The sequence below is a fragment of the Streptomyces sp. NBC_00647 genome (assembly GCF_045207245.1).
Classification (GTDB): domain Bacteria; phylum Actinomycetota; class Actinomycetes; order Streptomycetales; family Streptomycetaceae; genus Streptomyces.
In genome coordinates, this window is record NZ_CP109040.1 from 860,172 (window position 1) to 876,058 (window position 15,887).

Annotated in this window: 11 protein-coding genes; 2 read left to right on the forward strand and 9 right to left on the reverse strand. The window is 69.9% G+C overall.

The genetic code is table 11. From position 1 onward, the window contains the following. Positions 1–109: 109 nt before the first annotated feature. The 5 genes from chvE to OG788_RS03765 all read right to left on the reverse strand — a co-directional run bounded on the left by chvE (position 110) and on the right by OG788_RS03765 (position 5,871). Positions 110–1,198, reverse strand: coding sequence for a multiple monosaccharide ABC transporter substrate-binding protein (chvE, locus tag OG788_RS03745; protein ID WP_406369082.1), 1,089 nt, complete (start codon positions 1,196–1,198; stop codon positions 110–112). Positions 1,199–2,029: 831 nt separating this feature from the next. Then, positions 2,030–2,575 (reverse strand): lamin tail domain-containing protein, encoded by a 546-nt coding sequence (locus tag OG788_RS03750; RefSeq protein ID WP_406369083.1) that lies wholly within the window; start codon positions 2,573–2,575, stop codon positions 2,030–2,032. A gap of 914 nt (positions 2,576–3,489) precedes the next feature. Further along, positions 3,490–3,693 (reverse strand): cold-shock protein, encoded by a 204-nt coding sequence (locus OG788_RS03755; protein ID WP_037751662.1) that lies wholly within the window; start codon positions 3,691–3,693, stop codon positions 3,490–3,492. Positions 3,694–4,284: 591 nt separating this feature from the next. Continuing rightward, the gene (locus tag OG788_RS03760) at positions 4,285–4,431 is read right to left on the reverse strand and encodes a twin-arginine translocase TatA/TatE family subunit (protein WP_406369084.1); all 147 of its coding nucleotides are present in this window, start codon (positions 4,429–4,431) and stop codon (positions 4,285–4,287) included. 213 nt (positions 4,432–4,644) lie between these two features. Further along, the gene (locus tag OG788_RS03765) at positions 4,645–5,871 is read right to left on the reverse strand and encodes an MFS transporter (RefSeq protein ID WP_406369085.1); all 1,227 of its coding nucleotides are present in this window, start codon (positions 5,869–5,871) and stop codon (positions 4,645–4,647) included. Positions 5,872–6,196: 325 nt separating this feature from the next. Between OG788_RS03765 and OG788_RS03770 the strand changes: the two genes are divergently transcribed. Next, positions 6,197–7,750, forward strand: coding sequence for a hypothetical protein (locus tag OG788_RS03770; RefSeq protein WP_406369086.1), 1,554 nt, complete (start codon positions 6,197–6,199; stop codon positions 7,748–7,750). Between the two features lie 170 nt (positions 7,751–7,920). Continuing rightward, entirely contained in the window at positions 7,921–9,201 is a 1,281-nt protein-coding gene (locus tag OG788_RS03775) for an IS701 family transposase (RefSeq protein ID WP_406369087.1), read from the forward strand. Positions 9,202–9,285: 84 nt separating this feature from the next. Here OG788_RS03775 and OG788_RS03780 read toward each other — a convergent pair whose 3' ends face one another. The 4 genes from OG788_RS03780 to OG788_RS03795 form a co-directional block, all read right to left on the reverse strand. Then, a complete protein-coding gene (locus OG788_RS03780; protein WP_406369088.1) occupies positions 9,286–9,876 on the reverse strand; it encodes an Imm21 family immunity protein in 591 nt (196 codons plus the stop codon). Between the two features lie 139 nt (positions 9,877–10,015). After that, entirely contained in the window at positions 10,016–13,063 is a 3,048-nt protein-coding gene (locus tag OG788_RS03785; RefSeq protein WP_406369089.1) for a glycosyl hydrolase, read from the reverse strand. An 864-nt stretch (positions 13,064–13,927) separates the two neighbouring features. Further along, positions 13,928–15,223 (reverse strand): MFS transporter, encoded by a 1,296-nt coding sequence (locus tag OG788_RS03790; RefSeq protein WP_406369090.1) that lies wholly within the window; start codon positions 15,221–15,223, stop codon positions 13,928–13,930. Next, entirely contained in the window at positions 15,220–15,759 is a 540-nt protein-coding gene (locus tag OG788_RS03795; RefSeq protein WP_406369091.1) for an ArsR/SmtB family transcription factor, read from the reverse strand. Before OG788_RS03795 ends, OG788_RS03790 begins: the two co-directional genes overlap by 4 nt. Between the last annotated feature and the right edge of the window lie 128 nt (positions 15,760–15,887).

Sequence of the window (15,887 nt, forward strand, 5' to 3'; positions counted from 1 at the left end):
GACAGGTGCGGCGCACGGACCTCCGCCCGTCCGCCGCGTGCGGCCCCACGCGTGCCGATTCCCGCGCCTCCGGAGACGGGGAAACGCCGCACCCCTGACCCAGCGGCGGCTACTTGAGCTCGGCGTCGGTGTAGTAGCCGCCCCCGACCAGTATTTCCTTGTAGTTGGTCTTGTCGACGCTCGTCGGCTGCAACAGGTAGGCGGGCACGACCTTGGAGCCGTTGTCGTAGCTGCCGTGGTCGTTCAGGGTCGGCTCCCTGTCGTTGAGCACGTCGTCGGCCATGCGTGCCGTCACCTCGGCGAGCTGGCGGAGATCCTTGTAGACGGTCTGCCTCTGCTGACCCGCGATGATCGACTTCACCGAGGCCAGTTCCGCGTCCTGACCGGTGACGACCGGGAGGGGCTTCGCGCCGGAGCCGTAGCCGTCCGCCTTCAGGGCCCCCAGGACGCCCATGGAGATGCCGTCGTACGGCGACAGCACGGCGTCGACCTTCTCGATCCCGTACGACGTGGCGAGGATGCCCTTCATGCGCTTGCGCGCGGTGGCGCCGTCCCAGCGCAGCGTGGTGACCTTGTTCAGTCCGGTCTGGCCGGACCGGACGACCAACTGCTTCTTGTCCAGGTACGGCTGCAGTAGCTGCATCGCACCGTCGAAGAAGTACTTGGTGTTGTTGTCGTCCTTGGAGCCGGCGAACAGTTCGATGTTGAAGGGGCCCTTGCCGTCCTCCAGGCCGAGTTGGTCGATGATGCAACGGGCCTGGAGCCGGCCGACCTGCTCGTTGTCGAAGGAGGCGTAGTAGTCGACGTTCTCGGTGCCGAGGATGAGCCGGTCGTAGGAGATCACGGGTATCTCCGCGTCGGCGGCCTGCTGGAGCACCTTGCCCAGCGACCTGTTGTCGATGGCCGCGACGACCAGCACATCGACTCCCCGCTTGACCAGGTCCTGGATCTGCTCGACCTGCCGCTCCGGGTCGTCGTCTCCGTAGACGAGCCGGGTCTTGTACCCCATGCCCTTCAGGTCCTTGACGACGTTGTTGCCGTCCGCGATCCAGCGCTCGGAGGCCTTGGTCGGCATGGCGATCCCGACCGTGCCGCCCCTTTCGGGGCGCGCCGCGCCGCTCTGGCCGCAAGCGGTTAAGGCGAGGGAGACGGAGGCGGCACCGGCTATGGCGGCGAGGGCAGGTCTACGGTTGCGCATGGTGATCGTTCCTTGTTCTTCTCGTCGTTGAGAAAAATGACGGGATGTCTGGTACCGGCGGAGAGGCGGCGAGGTGGGCCGGTTCGGCCGGCCGGCGAAACAGGTCGTGAGCCGCTCGGCCGCCGTGACGAGGGACAGGCCCACGGAGGGGCGCCGTTCACGTCAGTCCGGAGACGCCTCGGAAGCCCGAGCCTCAGGTCGAGCAGTACGTGCGCCGGATCGGGTCAGCGACCTCACGGATCCGCACCTTCCGCCGAGTTCGTCGGGGATCTTGGTACATGTCTCCATGAGGGAGAACTGCCCGTCGGACGTCGGCGAATGACGCTCGGTCAGGTCACCGACCCGTGACCCGAGGGGTGGCACTCAGGATTGCCGATGCCTCACAGATCGCCGATCACTTCGCCGGCGCGCACCCGAACATGCATCGGCTCGCGCCATGAGGTTCCTGCCCGTGCGCTCAACTCCGTTGCTACGCAGGGCAGTTGCCTTCCGGTTGTTCGAAATTTCGTCACATGTTCGCAGTGTTGGCGTGACCCTAGGAGGCCGAGTGAAGGGTGTCAACCGGGGTGACAGGTGACGGTTCCGGATCGCGATCGCATGCGGTGGGCTCGTCATCGACCAGCGGGACCACATGGGGGTCGGAGGCCGCGGCAGGGGTACGCCCCGACGCAGAAGACCCGCACCGTATGGTGCGGGTCTTCCTCAGCGAGGCCGTCCGACGGGACCGGTGATCACAGGGTGACAGGGCCCGGCCTTCAGCCGGTCACTTCCATCGTCGGACCCCGGTCACCATCGGCACGCGTCATGGACGAGCGTGCCGACAAGGGCCGTTCAGCGGCGGCCGTGACCACGGTCGTCGCCGTGACCGCGGTTGTCCCCGTGACCGCGGTTGTCGTCGCGTCCGTGGTCACGGTCGTGGTGCCGGCCCCAGGAGACGCTGTCGACGAAGCGGCCGTGGTCGTTCTTGAGCGTGGCGGTGTCGGAACGGTTGTCCCACACCTCGTTGCGGCGGTCCTGGAAGAGGTCCCGGTTGGTGTCACGGCCGTAGCCGGTGTGGACACGGACGGTGGAGCGGCCGGCCAGACGGTAGTGACGGAAGGTGTAGCGGTTGCCGTCCTCGTCCGACAGCGTCCAGCCACTCAGGTTCACCGAGCGGCGGTTCGAGTTGGTGATTTCCACCCACTCCGCGTTCAGGGAACGGCTGGAGCGGTCGTCAAAGCCCGGCGCGTCGCTCTGGACCCTGCTGATGGCGACGTGCGTGCGCTCGTGGCGCGGCTCCGCGGCGGAGGCGGACACCGCGGCCGAGCCGACCAGCGTGCCGGCCGCGAGGGCCGCGGCCACCAGACGGCGGGCCGTGACAGACGTGGAAACGGACATGAATGCTCCTCAAGGTTCGAGAGCCGGACACCCCGCAACAGCACCCCCCTGCGGGGAACTGCACGGTGCGACCCTGTGCGAGTCCCGGCCCGGTGGCCGAGGACTCATAAGTTCCTCCTGGTCCCGGCCCGATACGAGCGACACCCGCCCCCTGTTACCAATTGCGAACATGTCGGTTACGGACGCCTGTATCCGGCCTTTAACTGCCGAAAGCTGAAGAGTGATGAGCTGACATCCTCAACTCCCGTACTCCTACAGGATCATGGCCATATGCGGGCATCTCATATATCCCCGCACCTCAACCACCCGTCACCCGAAAGTGAGTAACGCCATTCCGGCCCGATCCGGGCGTATGGCGAGGTCGGGACGGACGTGTCACCGTGCGGAACCCGTCGCAAGGAGAGTCCTCGGCCGAGGACGCCGGGGACGCCGAGGACGCCGGGGGCGGGCGAAACGGGCCGGACGGGTGATCGGCGCTGCCCGAACGGGTGCCGGCGGTCGCGTCGCGACGCGCTTCGGCGAGGATCCCGACCGGGCGGATACCTAGGGCAGCCCGCCGCCGCGGGCCATGGACTCGGCGCGGGGTTTGTCGGCACTGCCAAGGGGGTCATCGACCGGGCCGTCACGACGGCCACGGATCGGAAGAGCTCGCACGCCTCACGACGACCCGGTACAAGGGTGGTCGAGCGTGGAGGGAGGTCAGCGGCGCTCGGGCCGACCGGACCTCGGCGCCGGTGGCGCCGGAAGGGGGTGTGTGAACCCGGCCTCGCGGCCGAGCGGTGGCACGCTACCGCTGTGCCGGTATACGGCTCGGCCGCCCGTCGGGGAGATCGGCGGAGCCTTCATGATCGGCCGCGGTGCACGGTGCCTCGAACGCGCGCTGCGTGAGGCACCGTGCCGGCGCGATGCCGAGATCAGGCGGGGGTGATGTTCTCCGCCTGCGGGCCCTTCTGACCCTGAGTGATGTCGAAGGTCACCGCCTGGCCTTCCTGGAGCTCACGGAAGCCACTGGCGTTGATGTTGGAGTAGTGCGCGAAGACGTCCGGGCCGCCCCCGTCCTGCGCGATGAAACCGAAACCCTTTTCGGCGTTGAACCACTTGACAGTTCCGCTGGCCATGCCAGTGCCTCTCACTCGATGACGGATCCGCACCGCGCGGACCCGGAGGTAGTCGTCCTGGTCCTCGGGCACTGCACAGCAAAACGCCCGCACCACGGCGCGGGCAGGTACTGCGAACCACGACATCTGCCAGCGACGTTACACGGCGAGAGCGCCTCTCACCAGAGAGCAAGGGCCGTCAGGTGGAGTGGTACCGCCCATACATGCGTGGCATGGCGGTGTGGACTGTCGCGCTCGCTCCAGTCCGCCGAACGCCATCGACCGGCGGGCCGTCGACGGCTCACCGTCGCGGACTGCCCGCCAAGGTGGCATCAAACGGGACCAAGAAGGCAACCATGCCGCACCCAGGCCTCCCCAAGAGGGCTGTGAGCAGCGCCGTTGCGCACGCTCCGGCTGTCGGGTCGGGCGCAGTTCCGTCCAGCCGGTCCCCCGTGGGCCGGATCACCACCCGGCACACTGTGACCAACCCCTCCAGGAAGCCCCCCGCACCCTCCGGCTTCGCGGCGGCGGGATGCGGCACCAATTCCGGTATACACATGGGCATTCCGCCCTTCCCTCGACTTGTTCCGGGCCGGCCCATCGGCGGCCGCGTCACTCCTCGTTCTTGAGAGCCTTCGCCTCGCCCTTGAAGATCCGGGCGGCCTTGCCCGCGGAACGCGACAGCTCGGGCAGCTTCCTGATGCCGAGAAGGACGACGAGAACAAGAAGGACCAGGACGATTTCACTCAAGCCGAACATCGGAGCAGCTCTCTGCAGGGGGCGGACGGCCGGCGAACCGGTGACGCGCCAGTCTCTACATTGCCGTGGAAGTCTCTCCCGGCATGTGATCGTTCAACAAGCCCGCCTCCCGGCTCGGCCGGTCGCACCCCCTCGGCAACCGGCGACACGGAGGACACCACCAGGAGTCCCGCCGCGCGGAAGGGTGTCTCGCGCACACACGGGTCACGCGGCTCACGTCGTCTCCAGGACCGCGAGGGGTGGCGTCAGGCCGCGCCGATGGCGGTCCGCCCACCGGACGGCGAGGGGTGCCGCCAGCCCCGTGAGCGCGAACAGTGCTCCGACGACGTACCAGCCGGGGCGGCCCCAGGTGATGCAGAGCGCGATGAGTAGACCTGGTCCGACGGCCTCGGCCAGTCCGGCACCCAGGCCGAACACGCCGAGGTACTGGCCGGTGGCGTGTGGTGGGGCAAGGGCGAAGGACACCTCGAACCCGGCGGCGGAGTGCCACAGTTCGCCGATCGTGTGGATCACGACCGCGGCGATGAGCAGCGTCGCGGCAGCCCACGCCGGCACTCCCGCGGACAGCGAGACCATCGAGCACGAGACGAGGAAGGCCACGCCCGCTCGGCGGTAGGCGTGTCCACCGGCCACCGGCGATGTGACGCCACGACTGACCCGCACCTGGAACACGACGACGATGACCGTCCCCGTGATCATGGTGCAGGAGATGAGCCAGTGGGGGGCGGCCGTCGCACCCACCAGCCAGAGCGGGATGGCCACGGTGAGCACCTTGAACTGGATCGCCATGACACCGTCGACGGCGGTGAGCAGCAGGTAGGGCCGGTCTCGCAGGGCGGTCCATCGAGGGCCGCCGTCGGCGGGCACGGGCGCGACGGGCGGGAGAAGGGCCAGGAGCGCCGCGGAGACCAGGAAGGCGATCGCGTTGCCGATGAGCATGAGTTGGTAGGCGGTGAGGGTGCCCACCTGGACGACCCATCCCGCCCCCAGGGCGCCGAGGGAGACGCCGAGGTTGGTCAGCGCGCGGAGATAGGCCCGGAACTCCTGGGGCCTGTCTCCTCCGTAGTGTCTGATCAGCGGGCTGCGGGCCGCCGTTCCGGCCGCTTTGGCCCCGGTCGCCGAGCAGACGGCGAGCACGAACGGCCAGAAGCTGTCCGCCAGCACGAAGGCGGCTGTGGTCAGGGCCTGGACCACGAGGGTGGCCGCGTAGACACCGCGTGCGCCGTGCCTGTCGGCCAGGTGACCGACCGCGACACCCAAGGCCAGCGCGACAAGACCGGCGATGCCGAGGCCGAACCCCACCTGGCCCGCCGGGAGATGAGCGGCCTGGGTGAAATACAGGACCCCCGCGGTCAGATAGAGGCCGCTGCCGACGGTGTAGACGAAGTTCGAGGCCGCGAGGACGCATTGTGGTCCGGTTTCCGGCATCAGGTGAGGCACGACGAAGCTCCACGTCACAGGCGGGCAGTAAGGACCCGTAGAGCTTGTTGCATATTACTTGCAAGAGCAAGAGGGTTGCGATTGATCGCGGGAGTCACGATGCCGGGGATCCGGGGCTGCGCCTCCCGACGCGAGGCACCCGGGCCGTCTGCCATATCCCGCGCCCGAGTTGCCCGCCACCCCGTACGATGCGCCTGGGGCACCGGCCACCCGGTGCGACAAAGGGGTCATGGAGGGTTCGACGCGGGCTCTGTCGCCGGTCGCTCACTGACCGTACGCTGACAAGTCACAGAACTTCAGGCGTGATTGACCGGGGGGAACCGTCATGTCCTGGGACCAACATGGTGCTCGTGACGACTTCGTCATACCGCCGATGCCGACCGCACCGCCGCCCGCTCCCGCCAACCCGTGGCGGGCCGTCGCGGTGGCCTTGCTGAACCTCTCCGGGCTCGGGCTCGGTTACGCCGTCGTGCGCCGCTGGGGGCTGATGGCCGTGTGCTGGGTCGCGACGGCGATCCTGCTCCTGGTGGCGCTCCCCGCGGACCCGGACGGGGTGCCCGGCTCGACGGTCGTGATCTACCTGATCTTCCTCGTGCTCGCGGCCGTGCACGGCGCGTCCGTGGGCCTGCGGACCCGGCTGGCGTTGCTGCCGAGCGCGTTGATCGCGGCCGCGCTCGGCGTCGTCCTGCTGGCCGTGCCCGCCGGAGGCGTCGTCCTGTACGACGGGGCACGCGACGAAGCCACGGAGCAGATGCTCCTGGACCGGCTCGAGCGGGCGGACAAGCTGGTCGAGAAGTCAGGGAAGCAGTCGTTCGACACGGTGAAGTCCGACTACCGGCGTGCGCTGGCGGTCTACAGCGCGCTCAGCGACGACCACCCGGATTCACGCGCGGCCCAGCGTGTCCCCGACCGGCTCGAGACCTACTACGCCACCGTCGGCGCCCCCTATACGCAGAAGAACTACTGCACCGCCGTGACGCCCTTGAAGTACCTCCGCACGGTTCCGCGCACCATGAGCAAGAAGGACCTCGGAAACCTGTCCACCTGGCCGGACGACCGGCTGGCCACGTCGCTCTACGAGTGCGCGGCGGCGTCGCTCAGCGGCGGAGGCGGAGACTGGACGTCGCAGTTCGGCGAACTCCTGTCGACCTTCCCGAAGTCGGAACAGGCCGGCAAGGTGGAACCCGCCGTGAAGACCGCGGTCGACAAGGCGGTCAGGTCCGTGGGCGGCAAGGACCCGTGTGAGGCCGTTCAGCAGCTCGAGAGCCTCAGCACCCAGGTCCGCGGCCTGCCCGGTGAGCAGGCCGGGCTGGCGGACACGCTCGGCAAGGACGCCGACAGGGCCTCGCAGAGCGCGACTTCGGGGACGTACGCCTGCGGTGTGGACCAGTACAGGGACGGCAGCTTCAGCGACGCCGTCACCACCATGAACGACTTCGCCAAGAACAACCCGCACCACAAGAACCGGGCGCGCGCCCAGAAGATAGCCATCGCCGCCGAGGTCGCTCAGACGGTGCCCGCGGCCGGCAAGCGCCTGCCGACCACGGCATCGGGCGGCAGCATCTCCGTCACGGTCAAGAACGACAGCCCCGACGACATCACGGTGCTGTTCACGGGTCCGGTGACCGGAAGCTTCACCCTCAAGGCCTGCGGCAGCTGCCACTCGTACTCTCTCGGCAGCACGCTGGGGCTCGGCTTCAAGCCCTGCTCCGGCGGCAAGAACTACCCGCAGCGGACCATCCGGCTGCCCGTCGGCACCACCTACTTCGTGCACAAGTCCCGGACCGGACTCGGGAAGTCGCCGGCCTCGGACACCGCCAAGCTCCGGCCGGGCTACATCTACACCGAGTGCGCGTACACGACGAGTCTGGGCTACTGAGGCGACGGCCGGGCGTCCCGCGCCGGACCGGGCGCCTTCCGACGCCGGGGCCGGGAGTGGCCGCGAGCTCTGAAGTCACCTGCCTCCGTGGAGGCAGGTGAGCGCCGCCGGCCCCTAGTAGGACTCCGTTAGGTCTTTCTATCAGTGCTGATCACGAGCATGTTGGGTGTGTGGACGCACATGAAGTGAAGCGTGTCCGGGCGACGTTGGCGATATTCGTCGCTGATGTGTTTGCCTCGGTGCCGCGTAAGGACCAGCGGGCCAAGGGTGACTGCTATTTGCGGGGGCTGATGCTGGACGGCCGCCGCAAGTCGATTCAGGCGATGGCCTCGCGGCTGCCGGACGGCAACGAGCAGAACCTGCAGCAGTTCGTGAACCAGTCCACCTGGGACCCGGTACCGGTGCAGCGGCGGATCAACGAACGCCTGCTGCCGCTGATCGGCCCGGCGGCCTGGGTGATCGACGACGTGTCGGTGCCCAAGGACGGCCAGATGTCGGTCGGTGTGGCTCCGCAGTACTGCGGAGCCCTGGGCAAACGAGCGAACTGCCAGGTCGCCGTCAGTGTTCACGCGGCGAGTGACACTGCCTCGTGCCCGCTGCAGTGGCGGCTGTTCCTGCCCACGGAGTGGGCCTTTGACAGCCACCGCCGGGCCAGGACCACCATCCCGCCCGAGGTCACGCATCGAGAGAAATGGCGCCTGGCCCTGGACATGCTCGACACCCTCGCCGGCTGGGGGATGACACCGCCGGCCGTGGTGGCCGATGCCGCTTACGGCACCAACGCACACCTGCGGGCCGCACTGTCCGATCGCCACATCGAATACGTCCTGGCCGTCCGCTCGGACGTGACCGCCCACCCCTTCGACGCGAAACCCGTGACCCCGGACCGCAATGGCGCCATCGGCTGCTGGCCCCAGCCCCGCTACCGCAATCCCGCACCGTCGCTGTCAGTCCTTGCCGCCGGCCTTGACCCAGCGGCTTTCACCACCCTGACCTGGCGGCACGGCTCACGAGGGGAGTTACGGTCACGCTTTGCCGCCGTGCGTGTCCGGCCCGCCGGCAAGGCGGTCGAGCGACCGATCCGGGCCGCGGCCTCGGCCCAACAGGGCTGGTGGGACGGGGTCCTTCCCGACGGCTGGCTGCTGGTCGAATGGCCCCAGGACGCCGAGGCTCCCACCGACTACTGGCTGTCCAACCTGCCGGCCGGCACCCCGCTCACCGATCTGGTCCGTCTGGCCAAGGTCCGCTGGCGCATCGAGCACGACTACCGCGAACTCAAACACGGCCTGGGCCTGGACCACTTCGAAGGCCGTTCCTGGCCCGGCTGGCACCACCACGTCACCCTCGTGACCGCAGCCCACGCCTTCCTCACCGAACAGCGCCTGTCCCCAAAAGTCCCCGGGCCGGCCTCACCCTCTATCAGGTCCTCGACACCCTCCAGAACACACTGAGGTGCTGGACAGGCATCTGCACCACCTGCCATCAGCCCCTGACCAGCAGGACCCCGAGATCGAGACAGACGTAACGGAGTCCTACTAGGAGCCGGCGGGAACAAGCTGGACGAGGCCCACCGACGTATGATCGCCGGCCTGGGTGTGGACGGCCCGGACGGTCCAACGGCCGGCCGGCAGCGGGACCGGTGCCTGTTCCGGAAATCCGCTGCCGTCGGCGTACTCGACGTTCAGGTCGTCCCCGGCCTCGGCCGAATCCATGAGGATCGCCGGGCCGTCGGTCTCCCATGTTCCGCACTCCTCCCACGCGGTCGCGGGATCGGCCAGAACAGCCTCCGCGGCGGCCAGGAGATCGGCCTCGGAGTCGGCGCCCAGCCAGCGCAAAAAGGTCCGGTGCTCCGGTAGCCAGCAACTGGTCGCCGGTTCATCGGCGAGCAGCAACGCGTGAGCGCCGTTCGGGCCCACCGCTGTCACGCCTGCCAGGTCCTCGGCCTCGCATGCGCGGTCGTAGTCGTCCACGACGTCCCCGGAGCCGGCGATGGTGCCCGATGCCGTACAACCACCCCAATCGCTCAGCGCGGAGACGGGTACGGCGATCAACGGGCCGCCCATCGACTCCACCCAGACCAGCGGACGGGCAACCGGTGTCGGCCTCTGCGACATGGACAGGTTCATGCGGGCAGTGTGCCCTCGGCCACTGACATCGTGGCGGGCGCGCAGCCCGTTGGCCGCGATGGGCGGCTGATGCAAGACCTGGCCTGAGGATCGTCCGTCAGGCGCCGCCCCCGAAGAGGGCGGCGCCCGGTCTTCTGGGTCAGGACACTTGCGACTGCACGTAGGGCGTCAGGCGCACCGGGCCGACCAGACCGTGGTCCTGGCGCGAGACACCACCGAACACGGTGGGCTGGGCGACCCGCAGACGGTTGATCAGCGGGGTCGCGACCTCGACCTCGATCACGTTGGCACCTCGGCGCAGCAGGCCGGGCCCGAGGTCGACGACCGGGTTCAGCCGGTTCACCGCGGGCAGGCGGCTGCCGTTGACGGTCACCCGGCAGGTGTCACTGACCCGGCCGAGCTCCAGACGGGCGCCGTGGGCGGAGGTCCAGCCGGAAGGCAGGTCGACCGTCGTGCGGTAGCGGCCGATCCCCGCGCTGTCCGCGAGTTCGGGAATGCCGGACCAGGGCAGCAGAGTGTCGAGGGTCAGAGAGACCTCGACGTGCTCGGTGCGGGTGGCGCCGGTGCCGGGGCGCCAGTCGTCGACGTCGAGCTGCCAGCCGGCCGGGGTGACCACGGCCGGCACGGACCGGACCGTCGTGGTGACGGACCGGCCGCCGTCCAGCCGAGTGGTGTAGGTGCCGGGCGAGCTCGCCCGTACGGCCAGGCCCTCGGTGGTGAACAGGGCGTCGTCGGCGTCGGTGGCGACGACGTTCGGCCGGGAGCCGTGCCGGTCGCCGAAGAGGCCGGGGCGGCCCAGGGCGACGATCGTCGACTCCCCCGGCTGGAGGGTGATCCGTACGGTGAAGTCGTCGCCGTCCCTGGTGTACCGGGCGAGCCGGACGGCCTCGCCCGACCAGGGGTCGAGGAGGTAGGGCACGCTGCTGCCCGAGCCGTTGCGGCGCAGGGTGACGTCGTGGTCGATGGCGGCGACGGGCGGCTTGACGGTCTCGGCGTGCTTGCCGTTGCAGAAGTAGTAGTAGTCCGCTTCCGCGGTCGCGCGGTGGGCGTTGAGAAGCGTGGAGGCGGTGGCGTGGCGGGCGTCCGGGATGACGCCGAGCCCGGCCAGTGCGTCGCCGACGGCGGCCTTGTCGGTGACGCGGGCGACGTTCGGCAGGGCGAGCAGTCGGGCGAGGACGCCGTGGAGTTCCTCGGTCTCGCCGGCGGCGGGAACGCCCGGGGTCAGGCCCTGGTCGAAGGCGCCGAGCAGGACGACGGGCAGTCCGGCCCGGGCCAGCTCGAGAATCTTGCCGGCGTCGTCGACGGAGAGGGTGGGCGTGGAGCCGTAGAAGAAGTCGCCCTCGATGAAGAGGGCCTTGTAGGCGGGCCCCTCTGGTGCCAGGCGGCCCTGCTTGACGGTGGCACCGGGCAGGTCGAGCAGGGGGCCGCTGAGGAACTGGTGCGTCCAGCCGAGGGGGACGCCCGTCGCGGTGAACCAGGAGGCGCCGATGCCGGTGGCGGTGTAGCCGGTCTGCCGGAAGACCGCCACGTCGGCGCGGGCGGTGCCGGTCTGCAGGACGCGGTGCACGCGGCCGAGGTAGCCGGAGATGTCCGCGACATGCTTCCAGGTGGGCTGGCGCGGCCCCCACGACTCGCCGTAGCCGGCGGTTCCGTTGTACGGGCTGAACGCCGCGAAGCCCGGCCAGGCCACCTGGGGTGCGGTGGCGTAGGAGAAGCCGTGCAGGACGGTCTGGTTGACGCCGGCCGCGTAGGCGCCGCCCATGGTGCGCAGGAAACGGTCCCAAGTAGTGCTGTAGGCGGTGCCGTTGTAGGCGCCCGCCTCACAGGACAGGACGGTGTGGCCGGCCATGTCCCGGCCGCCCGCAAGACAGCGGTAGTCGTCGAGGTTCTTGAAGCCGAGGGACTCGCCCTCGGGGATGTCGAGCAGGGCCGCCGAGGCGATGGCGTCCGTCTGGAGACCGTACGGCTGTGAGCGCAGTCGCATGCCGAGGGAGTGCGCCCAGTCCCGCAGGGCTCCGATGTGATGGCGGTTGAACAGTTCCGAGACGGTCTCCCAGAAGTCGTGCCGGATCTGGCGCGTCATCTGCGCCTCGAACGCGAAGACCTGGTTGCTCTTGTCCAGTACCAGCGCCGGCAGGCAGGGCAGCAGCGGTCGTCCGGTGTGCTTCTCGAAGGCCTCCGGAAGCCGGGACGTCCAGACCAGTCCGTCGGTCTCCAGCTCCACCGAGTCCTCGAAGAAGGCACCGCCCGCGGTCCGCAGCAGCTGTCGGAGCGAGGAGCTCAGGATCGCGTGGTCCCAGTACTCCGTGACGGCCTTGGTGCCGGCGGCACTGAAGTGGTCGACGACGTACGCCGCCGGTGAGGAGTGCGGCCCCGATTCGGGCTGCTGGGCGGAACCGCGCTGCCAGTACGAGATCACGACCCAGTCGCCGTCCGTGGGCGCCGTCCAGGACAGGGTGCCGTCGGTGACGAACGTGCCGAGGTCCCGGACACTGTCCAGGTCGAGCCCCGTCTCCTTGCGGGTGGAGTTCGCCGTGTCGACGCGGGCGGCCTGCACGCCGACGAGCGTCTGCCGGGTGACACCCGACTCGGGTTCGTGGACTGCGGCGGGCACGGGACCCTGATAGGACGCGCCCGCGGCCAACGCGAGGCGTCCGTAGGCGAGTTCCTGCGCGGCGACCTCGTCGTCGGGGGTGACGCCGGGGACGGCGACCGGCCAACTGGGGCCGAGCGTCAGGTCGAGGGTCACGCCTCGCCGGGCGGCCCGGCCCAGAGCGGCCTCCACGCCGTCCCGCCAGGACCTGCTGCCCCAGCCGTGGCGCGCGGTGTCGAGCACGGACTTGTCCTTGATGCTGTGGTGAACTGCGGCGATCTCCATCCCGCCGAAGCCCGCGTCGGCGATCTGATCGACCTCACGGGCGATCTCGTCCGGGTCCACCAGGCCGTCCGGCCACCACCAGCGGAACTTGGGGCGCACGGAACGCGGCGGCTTCGCGAACCAGTCGGCCTTCGGACCACGCCCCGCGTCCGCGGCCATCGTGGCCGCGGTCCCCGAGCCCACCGTCCCGGAGGCCGTCGGCGCGGCGGCCGCGACATCCGGCAGCGCACCCAGGACCGTCGCCCCGACCCCCGCCGCCAGTGCCGTTCGCCGGGCTATTCCGCTTCGTCGCGGCGTGCGTTCTTCCATGGTGCGCCTCAAGTCCGAGAGAAGTGCGAGGGATTGAATCGTTTCAATCCCTATCGACGCCGGAACGCTAAGCCTGGGATTCGGCCAAGGTCAAGATGTCGCGCACGATCACCCGGGGACGGGACGAAGGCGGACGCGTCCCCGGTGCGGTCCCGCCGGCGTCCGGCGCGTGCACGCGCCGGACGGGATGTCCGACCCTCGACACACCGGCCCGGCCCGCCCCGGCCAGGGGCGACAACAGCCGCGGAGAGCCGGTCCGGGGCAGTACGACACGCCGGGGTCCGGCAAACAGGAGCTGCCAACTCGCCGTGCCCATCAGGCATGTTGGTGTCCGCGCGGAAACGCCCGGACCGGGCGTGGTGGTACGGAGGTGAGGGGATGTCAGGCCGGCCGACAGACCCGGTGCACGCGTGCTGCGGTGCCGCAGGGCCTCGGAAAGCATGGGCGTTGCGCGCACCAGTCCTCGAAGGTCCGCGGGCCCGCGTCCGAGCAGCCGCTCCAGGTGTCCGTCCGGAACCCGACGGTGTCGGCGCGGATGAGGGTGAAGCCGCACTGACCCGCTCGCTCTCGCACGTCGACCGGAACTACGTGCGCCGACACCATCGCCGGGGCGAACGCCGCGCTGATCGGCGACGAAGACGTCGTCCGGCTCTCCGCGCTCAAGGACCGGCACATCAACTTCCTGGGCCGCCACCCGTTCAACATCAGAGCCAGCGGCCCCGGGCAGGGCCTGCGCCCTTCCGGGACCCGGACGCCTCCGAGGACGACGAGGACCGACGGCCGGCACACCCGACCGACCCGGCCACTCGTCGCGCCCCGCGGGGCCTGCCACCCGACCTGTTGTGAGGCCTTCGCGGCCGGGCGTCACACCAAGTCAGGTGCAGTCTCCTGGGCGGGATTCTTCGATGCCGGGTGATCCTGACCGCCGGCCGGGGCGGCGGCACGCAGCGCCTCTTCGACCCGGCGGTTGCTGGTCATGGACGCCGTGACGGCCGTCATCGCCAGGAGGAGGAAGGCGGCGGCGTAGAGCGGGGTACGGATGTCGTAGGTGGTGGCCAGCCAACCGCCGAGGAAGGCCCCGATGGGGGCGGCGCACATGGCCAGCATGCGGGAGGTGGAGGCGACCCGGCCCATGAGGTGGGCGGGGACGATCGCCTGCCGGAGGGAGGGCGCGAGCACCATCGTGGCGCCCATGCCGGCCCCGCAGACGGCGAGCGCCAGCCCGGCCACGTACGGGTTCGGGGCAGCGGCCAGGCCCAGGATGGCAAGCCCTTCGACGGCGGCTGTGCAGGTCAGTGCGGTGCCGGTGCCGAGTCGTCGGCCAAGGTGGGAGGCGATGCCTGCACCGAGCAGGCCGCCGGTGGCCTCCGCTGCGAGAAGCAGGCCGAAGCCGTAGGTGTCGATGCCCAGGCGGTCGTGCGCGAAGAGGGCGAGGACGGTCTCCACGGCGAGGAAGGAGATGTTCCCGACCGCCGGGCGGAGCGCGAGCCCGAGCAGTACCCGGTCCCGGAAGACGTACGAGGCCCCGGCCCGCGCCTGCCGCAGCAACGACTCACGGGCCTGCGGTTCGGGCCGGGGTGTGGCAGGCAGCGACCGCACGAGCACCGCGGAGAGCGCGAACGACACCGCGTCGGTGAGCAGCGGAACCGTCCGCCCGAGCGCGAGCAGCGCACTGCCCGCAGGCGGCCCCGCGAAACCGGACGCGGCGGTCTGGGCGCCGCGGAGGCGGGAGTTGGCGCGCTCCAGGAGCGCGGGGTCGCGGCCGAGCAGGTCCGGCAGATAGGCCGTGGCGGCCGTGTCGAAGAAGAGTCCGCCGAGGCCGAGCAGGAAGGCGACGGCCGCGAGCAGCGGAATGCTCAGCACGTCGAGCGCGGCCGCCGCCGCGGGTATCGCGAGCAGCACCGCACGTGCCGTGTCGGCGACCCACATCGTGCGCCGACGGTCCCAGCGGTCCACCAGCGCGCCGCCGAGCACCCCGAAGAGCAACCACGGCAGCGTCCCGGCGGCCGTGACGACGGCGAGCGCCATCGGATCCCGTGTCAACGTCAACGCGATCAGCGGCAGCGCGGCATGTGTCACCCCGTCACCGAGCGAGGAGATCGTCTGCGCGGTCCACAACCGTCCGAACCCGGTCGGCAACTTCTGAACGTCTGAGGTCACTTGGCGTCCCCTTCGGCCTGCTCGTGCTGTGTCGGGTGGAACAGTGCGAACACGAGTGACGCGTCCGGCAGTGTCGGATCGGACAGCTCCCGGTACTCGTCCGCCAGCGCTTCCAGCCGCGCCCCCAGCTCCGCGAACTGCTCCTCGGTGAGCCGCAGATGCGCCATCCGTACGTGCCGCTCGCCTTCCGCCGGCGACGCCTCCAGGTCCGCCACCGCATTCCGCATCAGCACATCCGGGCGTCCCTCGCCCGGATCCGGCAGCGCGATCGACCGCGCGGCCATGGCGTAGTACCGCTCGGTGACACCCCGCACCTTCCGCGTCCGTACCACCTTCACCAGGCCGGCCCGCTCCAGCAGCCGCACGTGATAGCTGGAACTCCCCTTCGCGAGCCCCATCCGCTCGGCGATCTGCGTGATCGTCGCCGGCTCGAAGCGGAGCACGGCCATGATCCGGTGGCGCGTGAGATTCGAGACGGCGCGTAGCTGCTCGTCCGTGGTGACGTGAAACGTCTCGGGAAGATCGTCGGTAGGCATGCAAGCAATGGTCAACGATTCTTGACCATTGCGCAAGGGGATTCGCACAACCTCCAGAATCCGCTGTCCGGCGTGCGGGACCTTCCGCCAAAGCCCCCCACCCCGCCACCGATCCGGGGGCTGCCAAT

Excerpts from the sequence above, each read along its gene's own strand:
- chvE (WP_406369082.1), bottom strand. The coding sequence starts at position 1,198 with ATGCGCAACCGTAGACCTGCCCTCGCCGCCATAGCCGGTGCCGCCTCC.
- OG788_RS03780 (WP_406369088.1), bottom strand. The coding sequence starts at position 9,876 with ATGAACCTGTCCATGTCGCAGAGGCCGACACCGGTTGCCCGTCCGCTG.
- OG788_RS03760 (WP_406369084.1), bottom strand. The coding sequence starts at position 4,431 with ATGTTCGGCTTGAGTGAAATCGTCCTGGTCCTTCTTGTTCTCGTCGTC.
- OG788_RS03755 (WP_037751662.1), bottom strand. The coding sequence starts at position 3,693 with ATGGCCAGCGGAACTGTCAAGTGGTTCAACGCCGAAAAGGGTTTCGGT.
- OG788_RS03770 (WP_406369086.1), top strand. The coding sequence starts at position 6,197 with ATGTCCTGGGACCAACATGGTGCTCGTGACGACTTCGTCATACCGCCG.
- OG788_RS03785 (WP_406369089.1), bottom strand. The coding sequence starts at position 13,063 with ATGGAAGAACGCACGCCGCGACGAAGCGGAATAGCCCGGCGAACGGCA.
- OG788_RS03750 (WP_406369083.1), bottom strand. The coding sequence starts at position 2,575 with ATGTCCGTTTCCACGTCTGTCACGGCCCGCCGTCTGGTGGCCGCGGCC.
- OG788_RS03795 (WP_406369091.1), bottom strand. The coding sequence starts at position 15,759 with ATGCCTACCGACGATCTTCCCGAGACGTTTCACGTCACCACGGACGAG.